At 72.0% G+C, this 26,865-nt stretch carries 25 protein-coding genes and 1 riboswitch; of the genes, 16 read left to right on the top strand and 9 right to left on the bottom strand.

Annotated elements, in window-relative coordinates; translation table 11 throughout:
• Positions 1 to 67: 67 nt before the first annotated feature.
• Both trpD and ACIBEJ_RS28200 read right to left on the bottom strand, forming a co-directional pair.
• On the bottom strand, positions 68 to 1,111 hold the full coding sequence (gene trpD / locus ACIBEJ_RS28205) for an anthranilate phosphoribosyltransferase (protein WP_397185840.1): 1,044 nt from the start codon (positions 1,109 to 1,111) through the stop codon (positions 68 to 70).
• A 10-nt stretch (positions 1,112 to 1,121) separates the two neighbouring features.
• Positions 1,122 to 1,520: a hypothetical protein gene (locus tag ACIBEJ_RS28200; protein WP_397186102.1), complete on the bottom strand. Its 399-nt coding sequence runs from the start codon at positions 1,518 to 1,520 to the stop codon at positions 1,122 to 1,124.
• 207 nt (positions 1,521 to 1,727) lie between these two features.
• On the opposite strand from ACIBEJ_RS28200, the gene ACIBEJ_RS28195 reads away from it, so the two are divergent.
• Genes ACIBEJ_RS28195 through ACIBEJ_RS28180 form a run of 4 tightly spaced genes read left to right on the top strand, consistent with a single transcriptional unit; the run spans position 1,728 to position 5,948 of the window.
• Positions 1,728 to 2,375 (top strand): heme-copper oxidase subunit III, encoded by a 648-nt coding sequence (locus ACIBEJ_RS28195; protein WP_397185839.1) that lies wholly within the window; start codon positions 1,728 to 1,730, stop codon positions 2,373 to 2,375.
• A 14-nt stretch (positions 2,376 to 2,389) separates the two neighbouring features.
• A complete protein-coding gene (locus ACIBEJ_RS28190; protein WP_397185838.1) occupies positions 2,390 to 3,199 on the top strand; it encodes a cytochrome c in 810 nt (269 codons plus the stop codon).
• A complete protein-coding gene (locus ACIBEJ_RS28185) occupies positions 3,196 to 4,296 on the top strand; it encodes a Rieske 2Fe-2S domain-containing protein (protein ID WP_397185837.1) in 1,101 nt (366 codons plus the stop codon). The genes ACIBEJ_RS28190 and ACIBEJ_RS28185 overlap by 4 nt, the downstream gene beginning before the upstream one ends.
• Positions 4,293 to 5,948: a cytochrome bc complex cytochrome b subunit gene (locus ACIBEJ_RS28180; protein ID WP_397185836.1), complete on the top strand. Its 1,656-nt coding sequence runs from the start codon at positions 4,293 to 4,295 to the stop codon at positions 5,946 to 5,948. The genes ACIBEJ_RS28185 and ACIBEJ_RS28180 overlap by 4 nt, the downstream gene beginning before the upstream one ends.
• A gap of 394 nt (positions 5,949 to 6,342) precedes the next feature.
• On the opposite strand, the gene ACIBEJ_RS28175 is transcribed toward ACIBEJ_RS28180, so the two are convergent.
• Both ACIBEJ_RS28175 and ACIBEJ_RS28170 read right to left on the bottom strand, forming a co-directional pair.
• Positions 6,343 to 6,630: an Lrp/AsnC family transcriptional regulator gene (locus tag ACIBEJ_RS28175; RefSeq protein ID WP_397185835.1), complete on the bottom strand. Its 288-nt coding sequence runs from the start codon at positions 6,628 to 6,630 to the stop codon at positions 6,343 to 6,345.
• A 10-nt stretch (positions 6,631 to 6,640) separates the two neighbouring features.
• Entirely contained in the window at positions 6,641 to 8,347 is a 1,707-nt protein-coding gene (locus tag ACIBEJ_RS28170; protein WP_397185834.1) for a DEDD exonuclease domain-containing protein, read from the bottom strand.
• 124 nt (positions 8,348 to 8,471) lie between these two features.
• Between ACIBEJ_RS28170 and ACIBEJ_RS28165 the strand changes: the two genes are divergently transcribed.
• The 3 genes from ACIBEJ_RS28165 to ACIBEJ_RS28155 all read left to right on the top strand — a co-directional run bounded on the left by ACIBEJ_RS28165 (position 8,472) and on the right by ACIBEJ_RS28155 (position 13,004).
• Positions 8,472 to 9,971 carry a protein kinase gene (locus ACIBEJ_RS28165; protein ID WP_397185833.1) on the top strand — a complete coding sequence of 500 codons (1,500 nt, stop codon included), beginning with the start codon at positions 8,472 to 8,474 and terminating at the stop codon, positions 9,969 to 9,971.
• Entirely contained in the window at positions 9,961 to 11,403 is a 1,443-nt protein-coding gene (locus ACIBEJ_RS28160; RefSeq protein ID WP_397185832.1) for a serine/threonine-protein kinase, read from the top strand. Before ACIBEJ_RS28165 ends, ACIBEJ_RS28160 begins: the two co-directional genes overlap by 11 nt.
• A gap of 89 nt (positions 11,404 to 11,492) precedes the next feature.
• Positions 11,493 to 13,004, top strand: coding sequence for a hypothetical protein (locus ACIBEJ_RS28155; RefSeq protein WP_397185831.1), 1,512 nt, complete (start codon positions 11,493 to 11,495; stop codon positions 13,002 to 13,004).
• A 94-nt stretch (positions 13,005 to 13,098) separates the two neighbouring features.
• On the opposite strand, the gene ACIBEJ_RS28150 is transcribed toward ACIBEJ_RS28155, so the two are convergent.
• From ACIBEJ_RS28150 to ACIBEJ_RS28140, 3 genes are read right to left on the bottom strand one after another with little or no spacing between them, the layout of a single operon-like run.
• Positions 13,099 to 14,718, bottom strand: a complete 1,620-nt coding sequence (locus tag ACIBEJ_RS28150) for a PH domain-containing protein (protein WP_397185830.1) — start codon at positions 14,716 to 14,718, stop codon at positions 13,099 to 13,101.
• The gene (locus ACIBEJ_RS28145) at positions 14,715 to 15,206 is read right to left on the bottom strand and encodes a PH domain-containing protein (protein ID WP_397185829.1); all 492 of its coding nucleotides are present in this window, start codon (positions 15,204 to 15,206) and stop codon (positions 14,715 to 14,717) included. The genes ACIBEJ_RS28150 and ACIBEJ_RS28145 overlap by 4 nt, the downstream gene beginning before the upstream one ends.
• A gap of 1 nt (position 15,207) precedes the next feature.
• Positions 15,208 to 15,429: a hypothetical protein gene (locus ACIBEJ_RS28140; RefSeq protein ID WP_397185828.1), complete on the bottom strand. Its 222-nt coding sequence runs from the start codon at positions 15,427 to 15,429 to the stop codon at positions 15,208 to 15,210.
• Between the two features lie 112 nt (positions 15,430 to 15,541).
• On the opposite strand from ACIBEJ_RS28140, the gene ACIBEJ_RS28135 reads away from it, so the two are divergent.
• Positions 15,542 to 16,741 carry a sensor histidine kinase gene (locus ACIBEJ_RS28135; RefSeq protein ID WP_397185827.1) on the top strand — a complete coding sequence of 400 codons (1,200 nt, stop codon included), beginning with the start codon at positions 15,542 to 15,544 and terminating at the stop codon, positions 16,739 to 16,741.
• The gene (locus tag ACIBEJ_RS28130; RefSeq protein WP_397185826.1) at positions 16,738 to 17,397 is read left to right on the top strand and encodes a response regulator; all 660 of its coding nucleotides are present in this window, start codon (positions 16,738 to 16,740) and stop codon (positions 17,395 to 17,397) included. The genes ACIBEJ_RS28135 and ACIBEJ_RS28130 overlap by 4 nt, the downstream gene beginning before the upstream one ends.
• On the opposite strand, the gene ACIBEJ_RS28125 is transcribed toward ACIBEJ_RS28130, so the two are convergent.
• The gene (locus ACIBEJ_RS28125; protein WP_397185825.1) at positions 17,379 to 18,452 is read right to left on the bottom strand and encodes a phosphotransferase family protein; all 1,074 of its coding nucleotides are present in this window, start codon (positions 18,450 to 18,452) and stop codon (positions 17,379 to 17,381) included. The two genes, ACIBEJ_RS28130 and ACIBEJ_RS28125, sit on opposite strands and share 19 nt — an antisense overlap.
• 224 nt (positions 18,453 to 18,676) lie before the next feature.
• Here ACIBEJ_RS28125 and ACIBEJ_RS28120 point away from each other — a divergent pair, with 224 nt between their 5' ends.
• Positions 18,677 to 19,909: an NYN domain-containing protein gene (locus ACIBEJ_RS28120; protein WP_397185824.1), complete on the top strand. Its 1,233-nt coding sequence runs from the start codon at positions 18,677 to 18,679 to the stop codon at positions 19,907 to 19,909.
• A 313-nt stretch (positions 19,910 to 20,222) separates the two neighbouring features.
• The gene (locus ACIBEJ_RS28115) at positions 20,223 to 21,176 is read left to right on the top strand and encodes an NlpC/P60 family protein (protein ID WP_397185823.1); all 954 of its coding nucleotides are present in this window, start codon (positions 20,223 to 20,225) and stop codon (positions 21,174 to 21,176) included.
• 6 nt (positions 21,177 to 21,182) lie between these two features.
• On the opposite strand, the gene ACIBEJ_RS28110 is transcribed toward ACIBEJ_RS28115, so the two are convergent.
• Positions 21,183 to 22,061 carry a LysR family transcriptional regulator gene (locus ACIBEJ_RS28110; RefSeq protein ID WP_397185822.1) on the bottom strand — a complete coding sequence of 293 codons (879 nt, stop codon included), beginning with the start codon at positions 22,059 to 22,061 and terminating at the stop codon, positions 21,183 to 21,185.
• A gap of 70 nt (positions 22,062 to 22,131) precedes the next feature.
• Between ACIBEJ_RS28110 and ACIBEJ_RS28105 the strand changes: the two genes are divergently transcribed.
• The 5 genes from ACIBEJ_RS28105 (at position 22,132) to ACIBEJ_RS28085 (ending at position 26,842) form a co-directional block, all read left to right on the top strand.
• The gene (locus ACIBEJ_RS28105; protein ID WP_397185821.1) at positions 22,132 to 22,764 is read left to right on the top strand and encodes a class I SAM-dependent methyltransferase; all 633 of its coding nucleotides are present in this window, start codon (positions 22,132 to 22,134) and stop codon (positions 22,762 to 22,764) included.
• 221 nt (positions 22,765 to 22,985) lie between these two features.
• Positions 22,986 to 23,150: riboswitch (cyclic di-AMP (ydaO/yuaA leader) on the top strand.
• 67 nt (positions 23,151 to 23,217) lie between these two features.
• A complete protein-coding gene (locus ACIBEJ_RS28100) occupies positions 23,218 to 23,694 on the top strand; it encodes a C40 family peptidase (protein WP_397185820.1) in 477 nt (158 codons plus the stop codon).
• Positions 23,695 to 23,763: 69 nt separating this feature from the next.
• Complete coding sequence (locus ACIBEJ_RS28095) at positions 23,764 to 24,477, top strand: hypothetical protein (RefSeq protein ID WP_397185819.1); 714 nt, start codon at positions 23,764 to 23,766, stop codon at positions 24,475 to 24,477.
• A complete protein-coding gene (locus ACIBEJ_RS28090) occupies positions 24,474 to 25,748 on the top strand; it encodes a M48 family metallopeptidase (RefSeq protein ID WP_397185818.1) in 1,275 nt (424 codons plus the stop codon). Before ACIBEJ_RS28095 ends, ACIBEJ_RS28090 begins: the two co-directional genes overlap by 4 nt.
• Complete coding sequence (locus ACIBEJ_RS28085) at positions 25,745 to 26,842, top strand: glycosyltransferase family 4 protein (protein WP_397185817.1); 1,098 nt, start codon at positions 25,745 to 25,747, stop codon at positions 26,840 to 26,842. Before ACIBEJ_RS28090 ends, ACIBEJ_RS28085 begins: the two co-directional genes overlap by 4 nt.
• The last annotated feature ends 23 nt before the right edge of the window (positions 26,843 to 26,865 follow it).

The raw sequence follows: 26,865 nt of genomic DNA, 5'->3' as shown, positions 1-26,865 counted from the left end.
AAGGTGGCGTGCGCCGTAATGGATAGAGGGTGGCGTGCGCCGTGATGGATGGAAGGCTTGAAGAAGGTCAGAGAGATATCGAGCGGCTGGTCTCGATCCAGAGGTCGAGGGTGGCGGCGGCGCGGCCGGAGTCGACGGCCTGGACCGCGCGCGCATACCCGTCGATCATGGCCGAGTCGAGGTCGTCGCCCGAGCCGTCCAGGGCCACCAGCGCCGCCGCGGTGTTGAGCAGCACCGCGTCGCGCACCGGCCCCTTGTCGCCGCGCAGCAGGTTGTGGACGGCCTGGGCGTTGAAGTCGACGTCGCCGCCGCGCAGCGCCCCCACCTCGGCGCGCGGGATGCCGAGCACGGCCGGGTCGAACGTGGTCTGCGTCGCGGTGCCGTCCCTGACCACCCACACCGTGGACGTGGTCGCGATGGTGAGCTCGTCGAGGCCGTCGTCGCCGCGGAACACCAGCGCCGACACCCCGCGCTCGGCGAACACCCCGGCCAGCACCGGCAGCATGTCCGCGTCGTAGACGCCGATCGCCTGCGCGCTGGGGCGGGCGGGGTTGGTGAGCGGGCCCAGGAAGTTGAAGACGGTCGGTACGCCCAGCTCCTTGCGCGGCGGCCCGGCGAAGCGCAGCGCCGGGTGGTAGACGGGCGCGAAGCAGAAGGCGATGCCCGCCTCGCGCGCCACGTCGGCCGTCTGCTCGGGCGTGAGGTCGAGGCGGATGCCGAGGTGTTCGAGCACGTCGGCGGCCCCGCACGAGGAGGACGCGGCCCGGTTGCCGTGCTTGACGACGCGGGCGCCGGCCGCGGCGGCGACGATGGCGGCCATCGTGGAGACGTTCACGGTGTGGGCGCGGTCGCCGCCGGTGCCCACGACGTCCACCACGGGCCCCTCCACCTGCAGCGGCGTGGCCAGCTCCAGCATGGTCCGCGACAGGCCCACGACCTCGGCCACGGTCTCGCCCTTGGCGCGCAGCGCGATCGCGAACCCGGCGATCTGGGCGGGGGTCGCCGACCCCGACATGATCTCCCGCATGGCCCACGCGGTCTCGTCCGCGGTGAGATGCTCTCCGGCGAGCAGGGCTGACAGCAGGGCCGGCCAGGTCGTACGGGAGTCCATCGTCGGGTACCTACTTCGCGTTGAGTCGGGAGGAGGAACGCAGGCGCATCAGACCGGCGATCGCGTCGGCCAGCACCATCGGCTCGATCGGCTGGGGTACGACGGCGTCGGCCTTGGACCAGTCGGCCAGCCAGCGGTCGTCGCGGCGGGCGATGATGAGGCAGATGGGCGGGCAGTCGTAGACCTCGTCCTTGGCCTGGCGGGACACGCCCATGCCGCCCGCGGGCTGGGTCTCGCCGTCGAGCACGGCGACGTCGATCTCGCCCGAGCCGAGCCACTGGTGCACCTTGGGCTCGGTGGCGCACTCGACGATCTCCACGAACGGCACGTCGGCCGCCGGGCGGTGCCCGATCGCCTGCCGCACCTTGTCCCGGGTGCCGGCGTCGTCGCTGTAGACGAGGACCTTCATGGTCTCGTCGGTGCTCCCAGTGGTGCTCACTGCTGCGCTCGCTATCGGTCGTAGAGGTAGGGTCAACTGGATCGTACCGGGGGCGCCGGACGGAATCCCAGGCCGCCGTGCCCGGCGGGCGTTTTGCCCCAATTATCCCTGGTTGGTGGCGTGTTTGTTCCTCCTAACGGGGGGTCGTGCGCCGGACCGACCACAGGAACCGCAATAATGCTGCCCGTGGCGACAGCATCCGCAATAACTTCGACGACGACAGCACATTCGTCGCGCAGACCGAACCTGGTCAGCGTCGGGACGATCGTGTGGCTGTCCTCTGAGCTCATGTTCTTCGCGGCGCTGTTCGCGATGTACTTCACCATCCGGTCGGTGAGCATCGGTGACGGCTTCGAATGGGGCCCGTCCCTCCAGCCCGCGGGCACGGAGGCCGGCGCTCACCTGAACATCCCGTTCGCGACGGTCAACACGATCATCCTGGTGCTGTCCTCCGTGACGTGCCAGCTCGGCGTGTGGGCCGCGGAAAAGGGCCAGGTCGGCAAGCTCCGATTCTGGTACTTCGTCAGCTTCCTCATGGGCGCGGTCTTCGTGGCCGGTCAGCTCTACGAGTACGCGGAGCTGGCGAGCGAGGGCGCGACCCTGTCGGCGAACGCCTACACCTCGGTGTTCTACCTGACGACGGGCTTCCACGGCCTGCACGTGACCGGTGGCCTGATCGCGTTCCTGTTCATGCTGGGACGCACGTACGCCGCGAAGCGCTTCACGCATGAGCAGGCCACCAGCGCGATCGTCGTGTCCTACTACTGGCACTTCGTCGACGTCGTCTGGATCGGTCTTTTCGCGACCATCTACATCATTCGTTAAGGAACGGGATCTCTGTGACTAGGACCACCGCCTGGCGGCGGCATCCCCTCGCGAGATATGCCGTCCTGGTACTGGCCTTGGCGCTGATCGGGGTGGCCTACGCCACGCTCGCGCAGGGAAGCCGGCCGGCGGACGCGGCGCTCGCGTCCGGCAAGCTCGACGACGTCGCACAGGGTAAGAGCCTCTTCCAGGCCCACTGCTCAAGCTGCCACGGCCTCAACGCGGAAGGCACCTCCACGGGCCCCACGCTCGTGGGCGTGGGCGCCGCGGCCGTCGACTTCCAGGTGAGCAGCGGCCGCATGCCCGCGGCCAACCCCGGCGCCCAGGCGCCGCGCAAGCCCGTCGCCCCGTGGGTGACCGAGGAGAAGACCCGCCAGCTCGCCGCCTACGTGCAGTCGCTCGGCGGCGGGCCGACGATCCCCGCCAAGGACCAGGTCGACCCGGCCAAGGGCAACTCGGCCAAGGGCGGTGAGCTCTTCCGCGCCAACTGCATCCAGTGCCACAACTGGGGCGGCGCCGGCGGCGCGCTGACCCGCGGCAAGTACGCCCCCAGCCTCAACGAGTCCTCTCCTCTGCAGATCTACGAGGCGATGGCCACCGGCCCGCAGGCGATGCCGGTCTTCAACGACACGACGATCACGCCGCAGGAGAAGCGCGACATGATCGCCTACATCACCGAGATCCGCTCGATGAAGGACCCCGGAGGCTTCGGTCTCGGCCGCATCGGCCCCGTCACCGAAGGTCTCGTAGCATGGATCGTGGGCCTCAGCTTCATGTCGCTCGCCGCCATCTGGATCACCGCGAAGAAGCGGAAGAAGTCATGACAGACAGAGAGCACGAGATCGAGCAGCCCGATGAGCGCGTCCCCAAGCGCGTCATCGGCACCCCCGCGCCGGGCACCTCGATGCTCGGGGCGAAGGAGACCGTCGAGGACGCCGACGTCCCCGGCGTGATGATCCCCGACGAGCAGAAGGCGCGTAGGGCCGAGAAGGTCGTGGCGCTCTGCTTCACGATCACGTTCCTGTCGGCGATCGCCTTCATCATCCTCTACGTGGTGATCCAGGTCGGCACGCCGGAGGCCACCGGCCAGTCCAACCTGGCCCTCGGCAGCACCCTGACGCTGGCGCTGCTGGGCCTGGCCGTCGGCATCACGGTGTGGGTGCGCTCGGTCATGCCGAAGTACAACCTGATCCAGGAGCGTCACGACCTGGCCAGCGACTCGGCCACCCGCGAGGACGTCGCCGAGACGTTCGTCCAGGGCGCCAACGAGAGCGGCTTCGTCAAGCGGCCGCTGCTGCGCCGCACGCTGCTGCTGGCCTCCGCGCCGCTCGGCCTGCTGCCGCTGGTACTGCTGCGCGACCTCGACAACTCCAAGATGACCGGCGCCAACTTCAACAAGCTCCTGCGCCACACCGTCTGGGCGGAGACGCGCAAGAAGCCGATGAAGCTGGTCGTCGAGGGCACCGGGCAGCCGATCCGCGCCGCGGACTTCAACTCGCCCGGCGGCATCCTGTCGGTCGTGCCCGAAGGCTACGAGCACGACATGAACGCGCTGGCCAAGGCCACGCTGATCCTGATCAAGTTCAGGCCCGAGGACATCAAGGCGGGCACGAACAAGAACTGGACGCACGACGGGATCGTGGCGTATTCCAAGATCTGCACGCACGTCGGCTGCCCCGCGGCCCTCTACGAGCAGACCACGCACCACATCCTGTGCCCGTGCCACCAGTCGACGTTCGACGCGGCCGACGGCGCCAAGGTCATCTTCGGCCCGGCCGCGCGGCCGTTGCCGCAGTTGCCCATCGGCGTCGACGCCGAGGGCTACCTCATCGCGAAGGACGACTTCAACGTCCCCGTCGGTCCCAGCTACTGGGAGCGCGGTGACGCCGAGAAGGCGGCCAGGGAAGGGAGCACGGCATGAGCGAGCTCACTTCGGTGCCCAAGGCCATCAGCGGGCCGTCGGGGTTCCTCGACGACCGGCTCGGCGCGGGCAAGTTCCTCAAGCGCAACCTCCGCAAGATCTTCCCGGATCACTGGACGTACCTGCTGGGTGAGGTCGCGCTCTACTCGTTCATCATCCTGCTGCTGACCGGCACGTTCCTGACGCTGTGGTTCAAGCCGGGCATGGAGCACGTGATCTACGACGGCTCCTACGCGCCGCTCAAGGGCGTGGGGATGTCGCAGGCGTACGCGTCGTCGCTGGAGATCAGCTTCGACGTGCGTGGCGGCCTGCTCATGCGGCAGATGCACCACTGGGCGGCGCTGCTGTTCGTGGCCAGCATGATGGTGCACATGCTGCGGGTGTTCTTCATGGGCGCCTACAAGAGGCCGCGCGAGCTGACCTGGGTCATCGGCGTCATCCTGCTCACGCTGGCGCTGGCCGAGGGCCTGACCGGCTACTCGCTGCCGGACGACCTGCTGTCCGGCGCGGGCCTGCGCATCACCGAGGGCGTGGCGATCTCGCTGCCGCTCGTGGGGACGTACATCACGTTCTTCCTGTTCGGCGGTGAGTACCCGGGCATGGATGTCATCTCGCGGTTCTACTCGCTGCACATCCTGCTCATCCCCGGCATCCTGCTCGCGCTGATCGGCGCCCACGTGGTCCTCACCTGGGTGCAGAAGCACACGCAGATGCCCGGCCGCGGCGCCAACAACCACAACGTGGTCGGCGCGCCGTTCTACCCGGCGTTCATGCTCAAGGCCGGCGCGATGTTCCTGTTCACCTTCGCGGTCGTCGCGGGGCTCGGGACGTTCGCCCAGATCAACCCGATCTGGATCTTCGGGCCCTACAACCCGGCGGACATCTCGGCGGGCTCGCAGCCCGACTTCTACATGGGCTTCCTGGAAGGCGCGCTGCGGCTCATGCCCGCCTGGGAGATCAACCTCTTCGGCACTGCCCACGCGGGCACGCTGCCGCTGAGCGTGATCGTCCCGGCGCTGGTGCCGATGGGCATCATCATGACGGGCCTGGCGCTGTATCCGTTCCTGGAACGCTGGGTGACCGGAGACAACCGCGCCATGCACGTCTCCGAGCGTCCCCGCAACAACCCGCACCGGACCTCGATCGGCATGTCCGCCATCGTGTTCTACGGCGTGCTGTGGCTGCTGGGCGCCAACGACGAGATCTCCAACGTCTTCCAGATCAGCCTGAACTGGACGACGTACATCGGTCGCGTCCTGGTGCTGGTCGGGCCGGTGCTGGCCTACGTCATCACCTACCGGATCTGCCTGGGGCTGCAGCGCTCCGACGCCGCGGTCATCGGCCACGGCGTGGAGTCGGGCGTCATCAAGCGGCTGCCGCACGGCGAGTTCATCGAGGTGCACACCGCGCCGATCGACACGGTCGAGGACTCGCTGCGCTCCAAGCAGCCGGTGCCGATGCTGCCGGTCGAGGAGGACAGCGCGGGCATCCCGCCCAAGGGCATGCGCGGGCCGCTGGGCAAGCTGCGCGCGGCCATGTCCAAGTCCTACGGCGGCGAGAAGATCCCGCTGGACGACGGCCACGGGCACGGTCACGAAGAGGAACACGCCGCCATCGGCGCCTCCGACGACAAGTCCATCACCCGTCACTGATCTCAGCATCAGCAAAGGGCCCGGACCAGTTCTCCACTGGTCCGGGCCCTTTGACGTGCGACCCTTCGGCGTGCTGCCGTTTGCGGGCTTCTGCTCGGGGCCTGCTGTTGGGGTCCTTGCCGTTCTTCCTGTGCGGCCGCACGCGCGGTGTCTGGCCGGCGAGGGGTTTCGCGGGAAGGGGCTGACGGGGGCCGTTGCGGTGGGGACCACGTCCGACGTGAGAAGCGATCCCCACGATCGGCGCGAGCCCACGGCGGTGGGTGGCGGGGGTGTGGCTTTGCCGTAACGGAAAAGCACGTGAAGGACCGCGAAAAGCACGTGAAGGACCGCGGAGAGGCACGAAAGGACCGCGGAGAGGACGCTGAAGGGCCGCGCGGGCGGACGCGGGAGGCGGCTAGTCGGTTTCGGGGAGGCCGAGGGAGAAGGCCGCGTCGAGGTCGTGTTTGGAGTAGGTGCGGAAGGCGATGTGGGTCTCGGTGTGGAGCACGCCCGGCACCTTGTTCAGGCGGCCCGGGATGACCTCGGCGATCTCCTCGTAGGCCGCCACGCGGACCATGGCCAGCAGGTCGTATTCGCCGGTGATGGAGTAGACCTCGCTGACCCCGTCGATCTCGGCGATCGTCTGGGCGACCTCCGGGATGCGGTCAACCTCGGCGTTGATGTGAACGATTGCCGTGACCATGACCGCAACCTTATCGCAGCGCCTTGTGGTCGAGGCCGCGGTAGGCCAGGTCGATGCGGGCCTTGTGGCGGGCGGCGCCCTGGGCGGGCAGGCTCCACTGGCCGTCGACCTCGACGAGGCGGATGCCGGGGGACTCCAGCCAGCGCAGGATGCACTCGGTCTCCTCGGCCGTGGCGGCGTGGGTGGGGCCGGGGCCGGGCAGGACGGATTCGGCGGTGGCGACCAGCGACTCGACGAAGGGGACGGGGTGGGTGCCGCGCGGCATGACGCCGGCGGCGGCCAGGCGGCCGTAGCGGATCACGTGGATGTCCCAGCCGCCGTCGAAGGCGGGGCTGGCGGCGACCATCTGCGGGATGCGGGTCAGCGCGGACAGCCGCTGCATGCGCGCCGCGGCCCGGATGAACGTGGCCAGGCGGTCGCGGTCGACCGACGCCTCCTCGTAGCGCTGCTCGACCGACAGTCGCTCCATGCGGGCGCTGACGGCCGTGTAGACGGCGTCGGCGTCGTGCTGCATGGCGCGTCTGGCGGCCTCGGCGTGCAGCGCGTAGTCGGCGGGGCTCTCGTGGCCCGCGCACGGGGCGCCGCAGCGGCCCATCTCGTGCAGGGCGCAGGCGGGCACGCGGGTGGAGGCGGTCAGGCGCTGCGTGCACTGGCGCAGCGGCACCGCCTCGTGCAGGGCCGTGCGCGCGTCGTCGGCCGCCCTGGCGCTGCTGAAGGGGCCCAGGTACGCGGCGTCGTCGTCACGCACCTCACGCACGATCGAGAGCCGGGGAAAGGGCTCCTGGGTGAGCTTCAGCCAGACGACCTTCTCGGGGAAGCGGGAACGGCGGTTGTAGCGGGGTTTGGCGCCGCCGATGAGGCGCAGCTCGCGTACCTCGGCCTCCAGGGCGGTCGCGCAGACGACGTGGCGCACGCGGTCGGCGATGCCGATCATCTCGCGCACCCTCGGGCGGGTCTCGCTGGCGGTGAAGTAGGAGCGGACGCGGTTGCGCAGGTTGGTGGACTTGCCGATGTAGAGGATCTCGCCGCGCTCGTCCTCGAACAGGTAGACGCCGGGGGCGTGGGGCACCGACTCGGCGAGGTGGCGCTTGCGCTGCTGCTCGGGCGTGGGGGCGCGGACGAACGACTTGAGCTCCTCCAGCGTGTGGACCTGGAACGAGCCGGCCCGGCCGATGAGGCCGTGCAGGACGTCGACGGTGGCCCGCGCGTCCTGCAGGGCGCGGTGGCAGGGCTCGGTGGGGCTGCGGAAGAAGCGCGCGAGCGTGCCGAGCTTGGCGTTGGGCACCTCGTCACGGGTGAGCACGCGGCGAGCCAGGTCGACGGTGTCGACGACCGGGTTGACCGGGGGCGGGTAGCCCAGGGCGGCGCAGGCGGCCTTGACGAAGCGGGTGTCGAAGCCGGCGTTGTGGGCGACGAGGACGGCCCCGCTGACGAACTCCAGGAAGCTCGGCAGCACCGCCTCGATGCGCGGCGCGGCCACGACCATGGCGTCGGTGATGCCGGTCAGCACCGAGATGAACGGCGGGATCGGTCCACCGGGGTCGACCAGCGTGGAGAACTCGCCCAGCACCTCGCCGGCCTTGACCTTGACCGCGCCTATCTCGGTGATCGCGTGCTCGGCGGGGGAGCCGCCGGTCGTCTCAAGGTCGAAGACGACGAACGTGACTTCGCTGAGGGGGGTGCCGAGCTCGTCGAGAGTGCCTTGAACCGCGTCCACGAACCAAGACCATAGAAGGGGGGACCGACAGTTATCCGCCCCGCATCCCCTGTAGTGCCGGACGAAGAGGTCTGTCGTGCGGTAGCTGACCGATAAATCCAGATCTTTCGTTAGTCTCCTACCTATGTCCGGGGGACGACTCGCCAACAGGTACGCCCTGATCCGGCCGCTCGGCAGCGGCGGCATGGGCCGCGTCTGGCTGGCCAGGGACGAGATGCTTGATCGCGAGGTCGCGGTCAAGGAGCTCACGCTGCCCGAACACCTGGGCCCGCGCGAGCGCCACGAGGCCGTGACCAGAGCGGTCCGCGAGGCGCAGGCCACCGCCCAGCTCCGCCACCCCGGCATCGTCGCGCTGCACGACGTCATCGTCGAGCACGACCGGCCCTGGCTGGTCATGGAACTGCTGCGCGGCCGCGACCTCGGCGCCCTGGTCGCCGCACAGGGGCCGCTGCCGCCCGCCCAGGTGGCCCGCATCGGCGCCGAGACGCTCGACGCGCTCTCCGCCGCCCACGCCCGCGGGCTGCAGCACCGGGACGTGAAGCCGGGCAACGTGTTCCTGACCGACTCGGGCCGCGTGGTGCTGACCGACTTCGGCATCGCCCGCCAGGAGGGCCAGGCCACGCTCACCGAGCAGGGCCTGATGATCGGCTCACCCGGCTTCATCGCCCCCGAGCGCCTGGAGGGCCATCCCGGCGGCCCGGCCAGTGACCTGTGGTCGCTGGCGGCCACGTTGTTCCTGGCGGTCGAGGGCAGCCCGTTGTACGACGGGCCGGTGGCCGAGCGGATCAAGGACACGCTCACCAGGCCGCCCAGGCCCGCGCGCGGCCAGCTCGGCCTGCTCCTGGCCGCCATGCTCGCCCGCGACCCCTTCGCCCGCCCCGACGCGGGCACGGCCCTGCACGCGCTGCGGCAGCTCGCCGCCGGGCAGGACGCCCAGTTGCCCAGGGACCGTGACGCCACCGTGCCCACGCGCCGCAAGGGCGGGAGCCGGGTGTGGATCTGGATCGCCGCCGCGGCCGCCGTTCTGCTGGTGGCGGGCGTGGGCGGCTTCTTCCTGCTGCGGCCGGGGGAGAGCGCGCCGCCCAGCGCGTACAACGTGCCGCTGGACCTGTGCAAGCTGCTCACGCCCGAGGAGGTGGGCACGCTGCTCGGCTCCCGTCAGCCGCCCACGGGCAAGCCGTCGGCCGACGAGGCGGGGCCCAAGTGCGGCTGGGCGACGCCGGGCGCCGGGGTCGGCGTCCAGGTGCAGAAGGACTCCGACACGCCCGACCCCTGGCGGATGACCCCGGTCACGGCCGGTCGGCTGCTGACCAACCAGGAGCGCGCCTGGAACCGCGCCGCCCAGGTCCAGTGGACCTGGGAGGAGATCGGCGTGAAGAAGAGCCTGACGGCCAAGCGCGGCGCCATCAGGAAGGTCACGGCTCCGGCGGAGGGCGGCTTCGCCTTCGAGCTGTCCGGCAGCACCGGCCGGGTCCACAGCTCGTTCGTGCTGTTCCGCGCGGCGAACCTGGTCGTGCAGGTCGAATACACCACGCTCAACAACAAGCCCACCGACGTGCAGATCAGGAACACCGCCCAGCAGGCCGCGCGGCTGATCGAGCAGGGGCTGCGCCGTGCGGGCTGACGGCTCCTACCTGCTCGCCGGCCGCTATCGCCTGCTGGAGCGGCTCGGCGAGGGCGGCGCGGGCACGGTGTGGCGGGCCCTGGACGAGACCCTGCACCGTTCGGTCGCGGTCAAGCAGGTCAGGGTGCCCGCCGGGCTGAGCCCGCAGGAACGCGCCGAGTTCGCCCACCGGGCCATCCACGAGGCCAGGGCGGCGGGACGGCTGCGCGATCCGGCCATCGTGCTCATCCACGACGTGGTGCTCGACGGCGACCAGCCGTGGATCATCATGGACCTGTCCACCGGCCGCTCGCTCGACAAGATCGTCAAGGAGCACGGCCCGCTGCCGCCCGAGCTGGTCGCCAGGATCGGGCTGCGCGTACTGTCGGCGCTGGAGACGGCGCACACTGCCGGGATCGTCCACCAGGACGTGAAGCCGGCCAACATCCTGCTCGACGCCGACGGCACCGCGATGCTCACCGACTTCGGCATCGCCGCCCCCGTGGGCGGGCGCGGCGACCGCTACGGCAGCGCGGGCTCGCCCGGCTACATGGCGCCCGAGCGGCTCAACGGCCACGCCTCGGGGCCCGCCTCCGACCTGTGGTCGCTCGGCGCGAGCCTGTACACCGTGGTCGAGGGGCGGCCGCCGTTCGAGCGGCCGATGCCCGCCGCGGTGGCCGCCGCCGTGCTGCTGCACGAGCCGCCCTTCCCCGCGCGGGCGGGCAGGGAGCTGGGCGGGCTGCTCATGGCGATGCTGGCCAAGGACCCCGCCGCCCGGCCCACCGCCGCGCAGGTCCGGTCCGCGTTGTCGGGCGGCCCGCCGCCTGTCGTGCGCTCCGCCGCGCCACGCCGGCGGCGGTGGCTGCTGCCCGCCGCGCTGGCCGCCGTTCTCGTGCTGGGAGGCGGGATCTGGTACGGCGTGGCCGTACTGGCCGCACCCGAAACGGGAAGGTACGAGGCCGCCCCCGACCCGTGCACCCTGCTCCCCGACGCGCGGGCGGCGGAGCTGATGAAGAGCGCGGCGAAGCCGGAGCGCACCCGCGAGGGCGAGTGCCGCTGGCGGGTCTGGCGGGGTTCGCGCCCGGCGCGCGAGCTGACCGTGCGCACCCGCGTCGAGCAGCCGCGCGGCGGCCTGGACGGGCCCGGCGCGGCCCGCACGCTGTTCGACGCCGACCGGGTCAACAGCGCCGCCTCCAAGGGGACGACGTTCCGGCTGACCACCGGCGAGGTCGCCGACGTGCCCGGCGTGGGCGAGGCGGCGTTCGCGCAGGAGACGTTCAAGAGACACCTGACGGGCGACAGCGGGCAGGCGACCGCGCGGGTGGTGTTCCGCGACAGCAACCTCATCGGGGAGGTCCTGGTGTACGAACAGGACGCGGAACGGGTCGGCGCGGACGACAAGGACCTCGCCGCGCGGGCCGCGAAGGCCGTCGCGGGCGCGCTGAAGGGCTGATACGCAACGGGCTTATGCCTGCAAGTGCCTTGCAAGCCCCATGACTAGCATGTTTCCCCACCGTTCCCGGGCAAGTCAGGAGTGACGCAGTGAACCCCGGTAGCCAGTTCGAGCCGCCGACCAACCCGTACCGCGGACCGTTCGAGCAGCCGACCATGCCGCCGGCCCAACTGCCGCCGCCCCGCCGAAGGGGCTGGCTGGTCGCACTGATCGCCGCCGCGGTCGTGGTGGTCCTGGGCGCGGGGGCGGTGGCCGCGCTCGTGCTCACCGGCAGGGTCGCGCTGCCCGGCGCCAGGCCGCCCGCGGCTCAGCCGACGAGCCCGCCCTCCGGGTCCGGAACGGGCAAGCCGGCGGCGCCGTCCGCGCTCGACGTCTGCGCGATGGTCCCCGGCCAGGAGGTGGAGCGGCTGGTGCCCGGCGCCACCGTCAGCGGCGACTCGCGCGACACCCCCGACTCCTACACGATCTCCTTCACCTGCAACTGGCGCAACAACCGCATCTCCTTCAACGAGTACTGGCGCAGCCGCGAGATCGACGTCCGCGTCGAGCAGCACAAGGGCGAGGGCGCCAAGACCGGCAGGGCCATGGCCCAGAGCTCCTACGAGCTCGACCTGAGCAGCGCCAAGTTCCGCGAGACCGCCAAGCCGGAGCCGCGCAAGGGCGAGAAGGAGTACATCTCCCCGATGCGCGAGCTGCCCGGCGTGGGCGAGGGCGCGTTCGTCCAGTACACCTGGCGGCGCTCGGGGAACCTGCTGTGGTACTCCTACGGCGAGGCCCAGGCCAGGAGCGGCGACATGACCGTCAAGGTCAAGTTCCAGGCCAGCCAGCAGCCCAAGGACGCCGGCATGCTCACGAACGAGGGCACCCAGTCCATCAACGAGGACAACGCCCTGCGCGAGGTCAGCGGCCTGGTCGGGCACGTGGTCAAGGGCATGGCGGCCTGGCAGGCGGCCAACCCGCACGTGCTCGCCCAGCCCAAGCCCAAGGTGACCACCTCGCCGACGGCCCGTCCCACGCTCTCGCCCACGCCGGTCGCGGCCTTCCCGCCGGTGTGCGAGAAGGTCGCCCAGGTCGCGCTGGAGCTCGTGCCCGAGGGCGAGACCCGCGCCCGCGAGGCGCAGGCGGGCCAGGAGCGCCAGAGCGAGTGCCGCTGGCTGAACCGGAAGATCCCCATGGAGGGCGCCGGCTACAAGCTGCGCAGCGCCATGATCACGGTGCACGAGTTCACCAACCGGGCGGGCGCCGAGGACCAGGGCGCGGCCAAGGGCATGTACGCGCAGCGGCGCGGCGCCAACCAGGAGATGGGCTTCGGCGGCATCACGTGGAGCGAGATGACCGACGTCAAGGGACTGGGCGACGGCGCGTTCAGCCAGTACGTGACGTTCAAGAAGGGCCTGCTCCACAACGGCAGCGGCACGGTCGTCATGCGCGTGGGCGCCAAGGTGATCCTGGTCGACTACGCCGGCGTGGACGTGCCGGAGGGCGCCGCGCCCAACGGCGCCAAGGCGCGGCTGCTGCCCGACCGGGAGGCTCGCGAGGGCGCGCTCAAGCTGGCCCGAGCCTTCGCCGCCGCGCTGAAGGAACAACCGATCGGTAGCTGAGGTTGTTGCAACTGGGTTGCAAGTGCGCTGACTACGGTTATCCGTCGAAGTCGTGCTTTGCCCAGCACAGGGGCCTGGGCAAAGCACGACTTCCTCACCGCCGGACGACGAACGCCTCCAGGAGTCCGGGAACCGCGGCGGCGGCCGTGCGCAGGCCCTCGTCCTGGGCGACGTCCAGGACGTCGTAGTGGCCCTTGCCCGCGGCCGTGGTCGCCGAGACCGTGAGGAGCCCGGCGCGGCGCTGGAAGAACGACTGGCGCACGGTCCAGCCCACGATGCCCGAGCGGTCCAGCGCCACCGTGCTGCGCAGCGCGGACCCTGACCGGGTGACCAGGTGCGCCGGCCCCAGCCCGTGCCCGAGCCCGCGGTAGGCGTCCACCGCGAGCCCCAGGGCTAGTGGCAGGGCCACGACGGGCGCCGCCCAGGCCCAGACCGGCATCCAGGCGAACACCGCGTCCAGGACGCCCACGACGGCGGCCAGCGCCACCACCCACGCCACCGCCCAGCGCAGCCGCCTCATCCTGGCCGCGCGCGGGTGGCGCAGCAGCACCGGGGGCTCGCCGCCCGGCCCGTGGACGGCCGCGGCCACCCGCCAGGCCAGCTCGCGCGGCATCGGCGGGGTGAGCGCCGCCACGTCCTCGGTCTCGTTCTCCGCGGCCTTGCGCAGGCCGGTCGCCACCGCCTTCACCTTGGCGCCGCCGCCCAGCCGCAGCAGCAGCGGCTCGGCCACCTCCACGCCGCGCAGCCGCCGCTCCTCCAGCGTCAGCGAGCGGGTGGTCAGCAGGCCGCGGTGCAGGCGCAGCCGTCCCGGCTCGCGCTCCAGGTGGTAGCGTCCCCACGTCTCGGCGAACAGGCCCAGCGCTCCCACGACGCCCACGAGCACGTTGGCGCCGACGACGGCGAGCACCGCCGCCCAGGGGTGCGCCGTGGCCCACGCCCACAGCGCGGTCAGCGTGCCGCCGCTCACCAGGTCGAAGCCGAGCATGTCGAGACCCTTGTAGAGCGCTCCGGCCACGATCGCGCCGCCGACGAACGTCCAGACGCTCAGCGGGGCGTACCTGATCCAGGCCCAGTCCAGCCGCGCCACCGTCGTGTCGCGGGCCGCCGGGTGCGCTTGCGCGCCCTCCGGGCGCTCCTGCTCCAGCAGGGTACGGCGCAGCGTCTCCGCCTCCGGTCTGAGCAGGGGGTCGAGGGTCAGCTCCTTGGTCTCGCCGGTGTGCTCGCCGGTGCCGATCTTGACCACGGCGAGACCGAAGGCTCGCCGTACCGGATCGGCGGTGATGTCCACGCTGCGCACGCGCTCGCGCGGCACGGACCGGTGGCGGCGCTCGGCGATGCCCGAGCGCAGTTCCAGGCGCTCGTCCGTGAGCCGCCAGCGGGTGGTGCGCAGGCGCAGCACGTCGTAGACGGCGACGGCGGCCACGATGGCGATGGCGGCGACCGCGTTGACGCCGGCCACGGCGGCGAACGACCAGTCCACGCCCAGCATGATGCGGCCGAGCACCACGACCACGGGCACGACGATCGCCACCGACAACACCATCGAGGCGGCCACGCTCCTGCCCGCCAGCCTCCGCCAGCCGTCCTGCTCGCGAAGAACGTCCTGTTCCCGCGGGGAATGCTCCCGCGCGTCCTGTCCCTGAGCGTCCTGTCCCTGAGCGTCCTGTTCCTGGGCGGACTGTTCCTGGGCGGTCTGGTCCCGTGGGGCGGTCATGTGGCATCACCCGGGGTGGCCTGCGTGATCGCGGTGAGGCGCTCGGCCAGCCGGGCCGCGAGCTCGTGGTCGAGCGCCTCGATCTTGATGTGGCCGGCGGCCGAGGCGGTGGTCACCGTGACGTCGGCCAGCCCGAACAGCCGTTGCACCGGCCCCCGCGCGGTGTCGACCGTCTGGATGCGCGACATCGGCGCCACCCGCCAGGTGTGGGTCAGCCACCCCTGCCGGGTGTAGACCGCGTCGTCGGTCACCTCCCAGCGCTGCACCCGGTAGTACGCGCGCGGCGCCACCAGGGCCAGCACCAGGCAGAGCAGGACGAACGCGGTCACCACCAGCCCCAGCCACACCGGCCGGCCGGAGAAGAACCAGTACGCGGCGACCGCCGCCGCGGCGAGCGGCACGGCCAGCATGAACGCCTGGACCGTCCACCAGGAGACGGCCCTCGGGTCGGCCTGGTGGCGCGGCGGGCGCAGGGCGAGTGTGCTCATCTCAGCCCTCCCGCTTCCTGGTCGCGCTGGTGGCGGCCAGCAGGGCCCCGCCGAGCACGCCGAGGACGATGCTGGCGAACACCTCGTACCCGCTCACGAACGACAGCCTGTTGACCAGCAGCAGGTCGTGCGCCCAGCTCCACCAGCCGAACAGGGTATTGATCACGCCGCCCGCCCCTTGGAGCAGAAGCAGCCAGCCGGCTATCTCGAGGACCACTCTCATGCCGTCCAGCCTGGCAAGGCGCGCGTGGACGCCGCCTCGTCCGTAGGTTGAGCGAGACATCGACTTTGGTCGCTGTCTTTCTGTCAGAGGAAGGCCCTAACCTCGGAAAACGATGAAGGAGTCGGACGGCGCCCGGGCACCCGGGCAGGAGTACCGCTGGGCGCTGCCCTCGGTCCTGCTCGGCGACGGCGAGGAGGGGCGGCCGGTCAAGCGCTCGACGCGCGACTGGATCGTCGACACCGTCATGTTCATGCTGGCCTGCGGCCTCACGCTGCTCACCCTGCCGGACATCAGCGGCGACCCGGAGCCGCTCCAGGCCACCGAGCAGGTGATCGGCGCGCTGGCCTGCGCGTCGGTGTGGCTGCGGCGGCGCTGGCCGGTGACGCTGGCGCTCGTGCTCAACGTGCTCTCGACCGGGCTCGTCCTGGTGGGCGGGGCTTCGGCGGTGGCGCTGTTCACCGTGGCCGTGCACCGCCCGTTCAAGATCTCGGGTCCGGTCGCCGTGGCGGGCATGATCACGCTCTTCCCGCTCGCCTACTTCCGGCCCAGCCCCGACCTGGGCTTCTGGGGCAACTTCACGCTCGGCGCCTCGATCGTGACCGCGCTGTTCGCCTGGGGGCTCGTGGTGCGCGCCAGGCGGCAGCTCGTCTGGTCGCTGCGCGCCCAGGCCGACACCGCCGCCGAGCAGGCCAGGCATCTCGAACGCGAGCGCATCGCCAGGGAGATGCACGACGTGCTCGCCCACCGGCTGTCGATCCTGAGCCTGCACGCGGGCGCGCTGGAGTTCCATCCCGACGCGGGGCCCGCCGAGATCTCCAGGGCCGCCGGCGCCATCCGCGAGAGCGCCCACCAGGCCCTTCAGGACCTGCGCGGGGTGATCGGCGTGCTGCGCCACGGCGGCGACGACGCGGTGCCCGAGCGCCCGCAGCCCACGCTCGCCGACCTCAGCGGCCTGGTGGCCGAGTGCCGCCAGGCCGGCATGGACGTCGCGCTGATCCTGCCCGACCACGACGGCGTCCCCGACGCGCTGGGCCGCAACGCCTACCGCATCGTCCAGGAGGCGCTCACCAACGCGCGCAAGCACGCCGCGGGCGCGCCGGTGACGGTGCGGGTCTCGGGCGGTCCGGGTGACGGCCTCACGGTCGAGGTGCGCAACCCGACAGGGGTACGGCTCGGCTCGCCCATCCCCGGCGCGGGGGCCGGGCTGATCGGCCTGACCGAACGAGCGGAGCTGTCCGGCGGCCGGCTGGAGCACGGCCCGCGATCTGATGGGGACTTTCTGGTGAAGGCATGGCTACCGTGGACGACATGACCACCGCACCGATCCGCGTACTGATCGTCGACGACGACGCCCTGGTCAGGGCCGGGCTGTCGATGATCCTCTCGGGGGCGGGCGACATCGAGATCGTGGGCGAGGCGGCCGACGGCGCCGAGGTGCCGCCGAGCGTGGCCGAGCACCGGCCCGACGTGGTGCTCATGGACATCCGCATGCCCGGCGTCGACGGACTGACCGCCACCGAGGCGTTGCGCGCCACCGCCGCGCCGCCCGAGGTGGTGGTGCTGACGACCTTCCACGCCGACGCCCAGGTGCTGCGGGCGCTGCGGGCGGGGGCGGCGGGGTTCCTGCTGAAGGACATACCGCCGGGCGACCTGGTGGCGGCGATCCGCAGGGTGGCGGCGGGGGAGCCGATCCTGTCGCCCGCGGTCACCAGGCAGCTCATCACCCACGTCTCCGACGGGGGCGCCGGGCAGCGCACCGATCGGGCGCGGAAGCTGCTGGGGCGGCTGAGCGAGCGTGAGCGGGAGGTGGCGGCGGCCGTGGGGCAGGGCAGGTCCAACGCGGAGATCGGGGCCGAGCTCTTCATGAGCGTGGCCACCGTGAAGGCGCACGTGTCGCGCATCCTCACCAAGCTGGAGCTGAACAACAGGGTCCAGATCGCGCTGACCGTCTACGACGCGGGGCCCTGAGCCAGCATCCGCTCGATGGCGGCGCGGTGCATGACCAGGTCGTCGGGATCCTCGGGGTCGGCCTGCTCGCCGAAGTGGATGCGCCGCTGCCACACGCGGGCCATGATGATGCCGTGCCGGAGGGCGGCGTACATCTCGTAGAAGTCCATGTCGCGGGGCTGGTAGCCGGTCAGCTCCTGATATTTCCGGCAGACGTCGTCGCGGCGCATGAAGCCTGGCATGCCGGGCAGTTCCAGCATCTCCGCGATGTCCTGGAAAAAGCGGTGGAGGAAGATCATCCAGCCGAGGTCCAACTCCCTGGGCGCCGCGGCGGCCATCTCCCAGTCCAGCACCGCCACCGGGCGCAGGTCCCGGTACATCACGTTGCCCGGCCGGGCGTCGCCCCAGGTCAGCACGTCGGGGCCGGGGTCCTGCGGCCAGTGCGCCTCCAGCCAGTCGAAGGCCCGCTCCAGCACGGGGATGCGGCGCCTGCCGTGCGCCCAGGCGTAGTAGGCGCGCTGCTCCTCCACGTGCGCCCGCAGCCCGGCGGCGCCCAGGAAGGCCAGTTCGGCGGGACGGACGGGCGCCTCGTGCAGCGCCGCGAGGATCGCCACGGTCTCGTCCTGCAGCGTGCGGGCGTCCTCGGGACCGGCCTCCAGCAGCCAGCCCTCGCAGGTGTAGGGCATGACGTCGGGCGGGACCAGCCCCTCCTCGCGTTCCATCACGAAGAACGGCATGCCGAGCGGCTCCGGGTCCGGCTCGAACCACAGCGGCCTGGGCGCGGGCACCCCCGCGCGCTCGCGGGCCAGGCGCATGACCTCGAACTGGGCGCCGAGGTCGTAGGCCGGGAAGACGGGCACCGCCTCGGCGGCCGGGGCCATGCGGGCGACACATCGTGTGGGGTTTTCGGCTAATCGTGCGGTGAAAAATAACGTTTCGCTGGACATTCCATTGCCCGAAGGACGCTCCAGCTCCGACACCGGGACGGCCCGGCCCAGCTTGGCGCCGAGCCACGCGGACACCCGATCGTGCAGTTCCTCCAGGTCACGCGTGGAGGTACGCATCTGCTCCGTCACCCTGGACCTCCCTGGCCTGGCACAGTCGTATACCGCCAACCAAGCGCTTGTCCAGATGCGACGCACAGTTACGGTTAGGTACGCGACAGCCGTACCCTTGACTGAAAGAGCAAGGCGCGAAGGGACACAACGGGATGAGTTCAGCCGGTGAAGGCCTGTCTCGCCCGCTCCCTGAGCAGGTAAGACTGAACGTCGTCGACCTCGCGGCGCAGGTCCTGGGGTCGATGCCGGCCGCCATCGTGCCTCCGCCGCTGCGCGGGATCGCCAGGTTCGATCCGCGCAAGCGCGCGAAGCTGGGCAGCGCGCCCATCGCCGCCCAGCTTGAGAGCGACAAGGAGTTCCGCGAGGCCGTGGCCGAGTCGGTCGCGGCCGGCTGGCCCGAGCTCGTGGCCGCGCTCGCGGAGGGCAACGTGCCGCCCGCCGCCGACCCCGTGCTGGTGGCCGCTGCCGCCTACCTCACCCGCCCGCCCGGCTGGGCGGAGATGGTGGAGATGGCGCGGGCCGACCTGGAGCAGTCCGCCGTCGTGGCCGAGGGCTCGGCGCAGGAGCAGCAGGTCATCCGGCTGCGCGAGCAACTGGCCGGGCAGAAGAGCGCCGCCAAGGAGGAGGCCGACCGGCTGCGCGAGCAGCTCAAGACCGCCCGCGCGGAGAACTCCGACCTGCGCCGCAAGCTCCACGAAGCCCGCGAGCGGGCCAAGGCCGCCGAGCAGCGGGTCTCGGCCGTCGAGCAGGCCGCCGACGAGGCCAAGACGGCCGCCACCGCGGCCGGGAGCGCGGGGGAGGCGGAGCTGCGCCGGCTGCGCGAGCGCCTCAGCGACGTGGAGAAACAGTTGGAGGCCTCCCGGCGGGCCGCCCGCGAGGGCAGGAGCATCGAGGACGCCCGCATCCGGGTCCTGCTCGACGCGCTGCAGGACGCCTCGGCCGGGCTGCGCAGGGAACTGGCCCTGCCCACCACCATCAGCCGCCCCGCCGACTCGGTGGCCGCGGTCGCGCCCGGCGCCCCCGGCGTGCGGGGCGTGCCCGCGCGCGCCCTGGCCGACGACGATCCGCAACTGCTGGATCAGTTGCTGGCGTTGCCGCAGGTCCATCTGATCATCGACGGCTACAACGTGACCAAGACCGGCTACGGCAACTTCACCCTCGCCGACCAGCGCGCCCGCCTGATGACCGGGCTCGGCGGCCTGGTCGCGCAGACCCGGGTGGAGGTCACCGTGGTCTTCGACGGCGCCGAGCTCAACTCGCCCGTCCAGGTGGTGGCGCCGCGCGGGGTCCGCGTGCTGTTCAGCGCGCCCGGCGAGATCGCCGACGACGTGATCAGGCAACTGGTCAGGGCCGAGCCGCCCGGCCGCGCCATCGCCGTGGTGTCGACCGACCGCGAGGTGGCCGAGTCGGTGCGCCGCATGGGCGCCCGCCCCGTCTCCTCCGCCCTCCTCCTGCGCCGCCTCGGCCGCGCCTGACCCCTGCTCCAGACCGGATCGGTCTGCCTTGCTGCGCGGACGGCCCGGCCGGGCGTACCTTCCGATCTGCGCCCATCGGCGCGGCCGGTCGCCCGACGGCACACCCTCAGCGGTCCCGGGCACCAGAAGGGCGGCCGGTCGCGCGGTGGCGGGCTTCGTCCTTGCCGGACGAGAGTCGGATGGGAGAGGTGAGGGTGGTGGGGCGTGGGTTACAAATCCGGCTAAAGGCTGAGAACTCACCCAGCACTTCTGTACTATTTGCCCCCAGGTGTGATCACTGGGAGGCGACGCTGTGAGGTTTGGCCGGGTTTCGTTGGCTGCTGGTCTGGCGATCGGGCTGCTGGCGTCGCCGGTCGGTGTGGCGGTGGCCGATCCCAAGCCGACCATCAAACAGGCCAAGGCGAAGCTCTCCCGCCTCAACAACAAGGCCGACCACGTCGTCGAGCGCTTCAACACCGCCACCGAACGCCACAAGGCGGCCAAGAAGAAGTACGGCACGCTCAACGCCACCTACAAGGAGAAGCTGGCCTCCGTGGCCCGCCTGCGCGCCCAGGTCATCAACATGGCAGTCAACGACTACCAGATCGGCGCCGACATGACCTCCTGGCCCACGCTGATGGGGCAGGGCGACCCCTCGGGCCTGCTCGGCGGCATGGCGCTCACCGGCCAGCTCCAGGCCGAGCGCGCCGAGCGGCTGGCCGCGTTCGACCGGGAGAACAAGGGGCTCAAGACCCAGCGCGACCTCGCCCAGGACGCCCTGGTCGCCGCCGACGACGAGCGCGACAAGGTCGAGAAGGAACGCGCGGAGATCCTCAAGCTCATCCAGGAGCAGAAGAAGCTCCTGCGCGAACTCGGCGCGTACAACGCGGGCGACCCCAACAGCACCGGCATCAAGTACACCGGCCCCGCCACCGGCAACGCCGCGGCGGTGCTGCAGTTCGCGTTCGCGCAGGTCGGCAAGCCCTACATCTACGGCGGCACCGGGCCACGCGGGTACGACTGCTCGGGCTTCACCCAGGCGTCGTGGCGGGCGGGCGGCGTCTCGCTGCCGCGCACGACCTGGCAGCAGTGGGCGTGGGGGGCCAAGCGCCGCGTCTCGATGGACTCGCTGCGGCCCGGTGACCTGATCTTCAGTGAGGGCCTCGGCCACGTCACCATCTACGCGGGCAACGGCAACATCGTGCACGCGCCCCAGACCGGCGACGTCATCAAGGTGGTCAAGTTCTCCTCCTACGGCAGGCGGGTCGTGGGCGCCATCCGCCCCTGAGTGGCGTCACGGCCGGCCGTACCCGAGCATGGTGCGCAGCAGTTCCTCCACGGCGGGTGAGCGCCCCGGCGCGGGCAGGACGGCGGCGAGGACGCGGCGCGCGGGCAGGGCGGGCTCGGGACGCAGGAGCCTGATGTCCGGGCGCACGGCCGTCCCCCCGGCGATCGACGGGAAGACCATCACGCCGACGCCCGCCGCCACGAGCCCCTGACGGCCGTTCCAGTCGTCGCACAGGTGGCTGACACGTGGCGGCGCCCCGAGCGCGGCGGCGAGCTCCGACAGCGGCCCGAGGCAGTCGGGGTGGCTGCCGTCGATCCACGCCTCCCCGGCCAGCGCCCGCAGCCGCACGCTGTCGCCGCCCGCCAGCGGATGCGCGCCCGGCAGTGCGACCAGCAGCTCGTCGTCGAGCAGCGGCACCAGCTCCAGGCCCTGCGGCGCGGGGTCCCACGACGTCACCAGCGCGAGGTCGGCCTGTCCGGACAGGACGGCGGCGGCGCCCCCGCCCACGGTCAGCGACAGCTCGACCGCCGGGTGGCGGGCGGCGAAGAGGCGGAAGCACTCGGGCACGTACGCGGTGGCGGCGCTCGGGAACGCCTGCACCCGCACCCGCCCGCGCTCGCCGCTCGCATGCGCGGCCAGCCGGGTCTCCAGCAGCGCGATCCCGTCGAGCACGTGCGCGGCCTGCTCCAGGGCGGCCTGTCCGGCGCCGGTGGGGCGTACGCCGCGTGGCAGCCGGTGGAACAGCAGCACCCCGGCCCGGCGCTCCAGGGCGGCGATCTGCCGGGAGACGGCCGGTTGGGTCATCGACAGCGCCTCGGCGGCGGCCGAGAACGACCCCAGCCGCCCCACCTCTGACAGCACCTTCAGCGACCAGACGTCAAGCATGCATGGAGCTTATGTCTTTCATGCCGATCCCGCAGTGGTGCGCATGGCTCGGGCCGCGCACGATCGGGTCATGGACACCTGGATGCTCTCCGCGCTCCCCGACGCCCCCGCCCGCGTGCTCGACGCGGGCTGCGGCGCGGGCGCCCTGGCCGCGGCGCTGATCGCGCGCGGACACGACGTCACCGCCATCGACCTCGACCCGTCCGCGGCCAGGGCGGCGGGGGTGCCCGCGCGGGAGGCCGACCTGACGGTCTACGAGGACGACCCGTTCGACGTCATCGTGCTGTCACTGTCGCTGCACCACATGCACCCGCTGGAGGCCGCGCTCGACCGGACGGCCGCGCTGCTGCGGCCCGGCGGCCGGCTGGTGGTGGACGAGTTCGCCTGGGACTGGGCCGACGCGGCCGCCGCGACCTGGTTCTACGACGTCGGGAGGCTGCTCGGCCGCTTCGACCGGCCCGAGCCCGACCCCCTGGCCCGATGGCGCGCGGCGCACGTCGACCACTCGCCCGCCGGGGACATGCTCGACGCCGTCGCCGCCCGGTTCGAGGTCGTGCGGATGCGGCGGGTGCCGTACCTCTTCCGGTATCTCGGCGGCGAGCACGCGGCGCGGCTGAAGGAGATCGAGGAGGTACGGCACCAGCCGACCGGCTTCCGGCTGACCGCTGTGACCCGTGTGACAGGTGTGACGAATGGGACCTGACTCACCCCCTGGAGCTCCAAGTGTGAGGAGGGTCACATTCCGGTAACGGACCCCTGTGTCCAGCAGGAGTTCCCGACTTGACTGACACCTCTGTCGGATCTTGACAACTTTGCCGGGACTTTGCCGAGCCGTGAACCCGCGAGTACGTTCTGGCGTCGCGGCGAACAAGCCATGTCGCCGAGTCCCACAGAGATCCGCCGGTCACCCCCTGCTCGACAAGGGGCCGTGACCTGCCGAGTCCGTGCAGCCAGGAGGCACGGAGCCGGGGAACCACCGATCCCATTCCCCCGGGATCAAGGGGTGAATCGGCGCGTTTCGGCGTGCCGTAGGGCGACTTCCAGGCCCGAATCCGTCAGCTAACCCGGTAGGCGTTCGTGGAAGAACCAAGGAGAAATCCTGTCTACCTCCCTGCACAACCCCCGTCGTCTTGTCTTGAGTGGTGCGGCGATCGCCATGACCGTGACGGCCGGAGGGTTCGCCCTCCATGCCCCGGCGGCCCAGGCGCAGACCGCGGTCAAGACCACCGTGACGGCCAAGACGGCGAAGCAGTCGGCGACTGCACGGCAGAAGAGCAAGGCCCGCAAGGCCGTCTCCGCGGCAAGGGCGCAGATCGGCGACCCGTACCGCTACGGCGGAACGGGACCCGGCGCCTTCGACTGCTCCGGTCTCGTCCAGTACGCCTGGAAGAAGGCCGGAGTCAAGATCCCCCGCGTGACGCACAGCCAGTACGCGCGCATCAAGAAGAAGATCTCGTGGAAGTCGCTGCAGCCGGGTGACCTGCTGTTCTTCCGCGGTCGAGGCCACGTCGGCATGTACGTCGGCGACGGCAAGATGGTCCACTCGCCCAGTTCGGGCAAGCGGGTGCGCATCGAGAAGCTCGGCGGATGGCGCAAGTCGTCCTTCGCAGGAGCCGTCCGGCCCGGTCTGTAGCCGCCCGGTCCGAAAGGCCCCGTCCCCTCCCGGGACGGGGCCTTCGCGCGTCCGGCTACCATCGGGGCCGTGGTCGTGAGCCGTCGCGCCGCCCTCGCGGCCCTCCTGGTCGTCGTGCCGGTCGGCTGCGCGCGCGAGCCGGCCGGCCGTACCCCTCGGGACGGGGTGGACCGCGCGGACCTGTCGCTGCGCGCGCGGCGGGCGGCGGAGCGGGTGGCGGCGGTGCTCGGCCATCCGGTGCGCCCCAGCGTCGAGGTCGCCGCCGACGCGGCGCAGGCGGCGCGGACGGCGGGCACGGCCTCCGCCGAGGGACTGGCCGCGCTCGCCCACGACGGCAGGGTCATCGTGATCCCCGAGAACTACGCCCGGCTCACCCCCACCGGGCGCGACGTCGTGCTCGCCCACGAGCTCACCCACGTGGCCGCGGGGACCGGCGGGCTGCCCGCCTGGCTGTACGAGGGCTTCGCCGACTACGTGGCCTACAAGGACGCCGCACTGGCCGTGCCCGTGGCGGCGGCGGAACTGGCCGCCGAGGTGCGCGCGGGCCGGGTGCCGCGGGAACTGCCGGGAGCGGGCGCGTTCGCGCCGGGGGCCGCGCGGCTGGCACAGTCCTACCAGGAGGCCTGGCTGGCGTGTCGCTTCCTCGCCGCGCGCTTCGGCGAGGACAGGCTGGTGAGGTTCTACCGCGACGCGCGGCGGCTGGGTGTGGAGCGGGCCCTGCCCCTGCCCGCCCGCGAGCTGGCCGCCGGGTGGCGCGCCTACCTAAGGAAGGAACTCGAGTGACCGATCAGCGGGAGAAGGCCCCCGCGCGGGTACGGCGCCAGGCCGGGGTCGCCGCCGTCGTGCTCGGCGCCGCCGTGGTCGTGGCCGCCGCGCTCACCACGCCCTGGCGGGCCCTGCCGCCGGACGCGCCCCAGGTCGCCCCCGACCCGGCCCGCGACTTCTCCGCCGCCGAGATCGCCAGGTCGCAGGCGTTCGACGCGGCCACCAGCCTGCCGTCGTACCTGTCGCTCGGCCTCACGATCCTGTTCGCGGGGCTGCTGGTCGCCACGCCGCTCGGCGCGAAGGTCCTGGGACGGCTCAGGGGCCCGTGGTGGCTGCGAGCCGTGCTGGGCGTGCTGCTGCTCACCGCGCTGGTCGAGGTCGTGCGCTGGCCGCTCGGCATGTGGTTCGAGGTACGGCTGCGCGAGTTCGGCCTGTCCACCCAGGAATGGGCGGCGTGGAGCGGCGACCGGCTGAAGAACATCGCGGTGCGGGTCGTGCTGCTGTCCATCATGATCGTGGCGCTGGTGGGTCTGGCGCGCAGGTTCCGGCGCTGGTGGGTGCCCGCGGCCGTGGGCGCCGCCGGGCTGACCGTCGCCGCCTCGTTCGTGTATCCGGTCGTCTTCGAGCCGCTGTTCAACGACTTCCGTTCCATGCCGGCCTCGCCGCTGCGTACCAGCCTGCTGGCCATGGCCGAGCGGGACGGCGTGCTGGTCGAGGACGTGCTCGTCGCCGACGCCTCCCGCCGCACCACCGCGCTCAACGCCTACGTCTCCGGCTTCGGCGCCACCCGCCGCATCGTCGTCTACGACACGCTGCTGAAGGCGCCGGAGCCGGAGGTCGAACTCGTCGTGGCTCACGAACTCGGCCACGCCAAGTACGACGACGTGCTCAACGGCACGCTCATCGGCGCGCTGGGGGCCGCGTTCGGCGCCGCCCTGCTGTTCGCGGTCTTCCCCCTGGTACGGCGGCGCGCCCGCGTCACCGCCATCACCGAACCCCTGGCCGTGGGCGCCGTCATGGGCCTGATGAGCCTGGCCACCGTCCTGTCCGGACCCGCCCAGAACGTCGTCAGCCGCCACGTCGAGGCCCGCGCCGACGCCCACGCCCTCGACCTCACCCGCGACCCGGCGACGTTCACCGCCATGCAGAAGCGCCTGGCCACGACCAACATCTCCGACCTGGCGCCGGACCCCCTTGAGCACGTCCTGTACTCCTCCCACCCCACCGCGCCGCAGCGCATCGCCATGGCCCGCTCCTGGGCGCTGCTGAACGGCGTCCCCGAGCCGTGAGGCGCGTCCTCTTCGTCACGAACGACTTCCCGCCCCGGCAGGGTGGCATCCAGTCGTTCGTGCACGGGCTGGCGGTGCGCACGCCCGGGGCGGTCGTCTACGCGCCGGCCTGGGCGGGCAGCGCCGAGTTCGACCGGCGGCAGCCGTACCCGATCGTGCGGCACCCCACCTCGCTCATGCTGCCCACGCCCGGCGTCGCGCGGCGGGCCGCCCGCCTGGTGACCCGCCTCGGCGCCGAGACCGTCGTCTTCGGCGCGGCGGCGCCGCTGGGGCTGCTCGCGCCCCGGCTGCGGGCGGCGGGGGCGCGGCGGGTGGTGATGCTGACCCACGGCCACGAGGCGTCGTGGGCGGGCACGCCGATGCTGCGCGGGGTGCTGCGTCGTATCGGCGCGCATGCGGACGTGGTGACCTACCTGGGGGAGTACACGCGGGAGCGGCTCGCGCGGGTGGTTCCCTCCGGGAAGCTGGTACGGCTGGCGCCTGGCGTCGACACCGCGGCCTTTCATCCTGGGGTGGAGGCTGTCCGGGCCTTCGGCGGGCCGGTGGTGGTGTGCGTGTCCCGGCTGGTGCGGCGCAAGGGGCAGGATCAGTTGATCCGGGCTTGGCCCGCCGTGTTGCGTGCGGTGCCGGATGCGGTGTTGTTGCTGGTGGGGGATGGGCCCGACCGGCGGCGGCTGGAACGGCTGGCGGCTGGGACGCGGTCGGTCGTGTTCGCCGGGGCCGTGTCCGGGGAGATGTTGCCGGGGTACTACGCGGCGGGGGACGTGTTCGCGATGCCGTGCCGTACGCGGTTGGGCGGGGCGGACGTGGAGGGGCTCGGCATCGTGTTCCTGGAGGCCTCCGCGACCGGGTTGCCGGTGGTGGCGGGGGCTTCCGGCGGGGCGCCCGATGCCGTGCGGCCGGGGGAGAGCGGGCTGGTCGTGGACGGCCGGTCGGCTGGGGCGGTGGCTCAGGCGCTGGTGGAACTGCTGGTGGATCGGGAACGGGCGCGGAAGATGGGGGCCTTGGGACGGGAGTGGATCGTTTCGGCCTGGTCGTGGGAGCTGGTGGCGCGGCGCTTCCACGACATCCTGGCAGAGGCGCCTCTCGGGTGACGTCACTTTGATGCGGTCCGTGT

The sequence above is a fragment of the Nonomuraea sp. NPDC050790 genome, from assembly GCF_044456745.1.
In the GTDB taxonomy this organism is placed as follows: domain Bacteria; phylum Actinomycetota; class Actinomycetes; order Streptosporangiales; family Streptosporangiaceae; genus Nonomuraea.
This window is presented reverse-complemented; position numbering and strand designations above follow the sequence as displayed.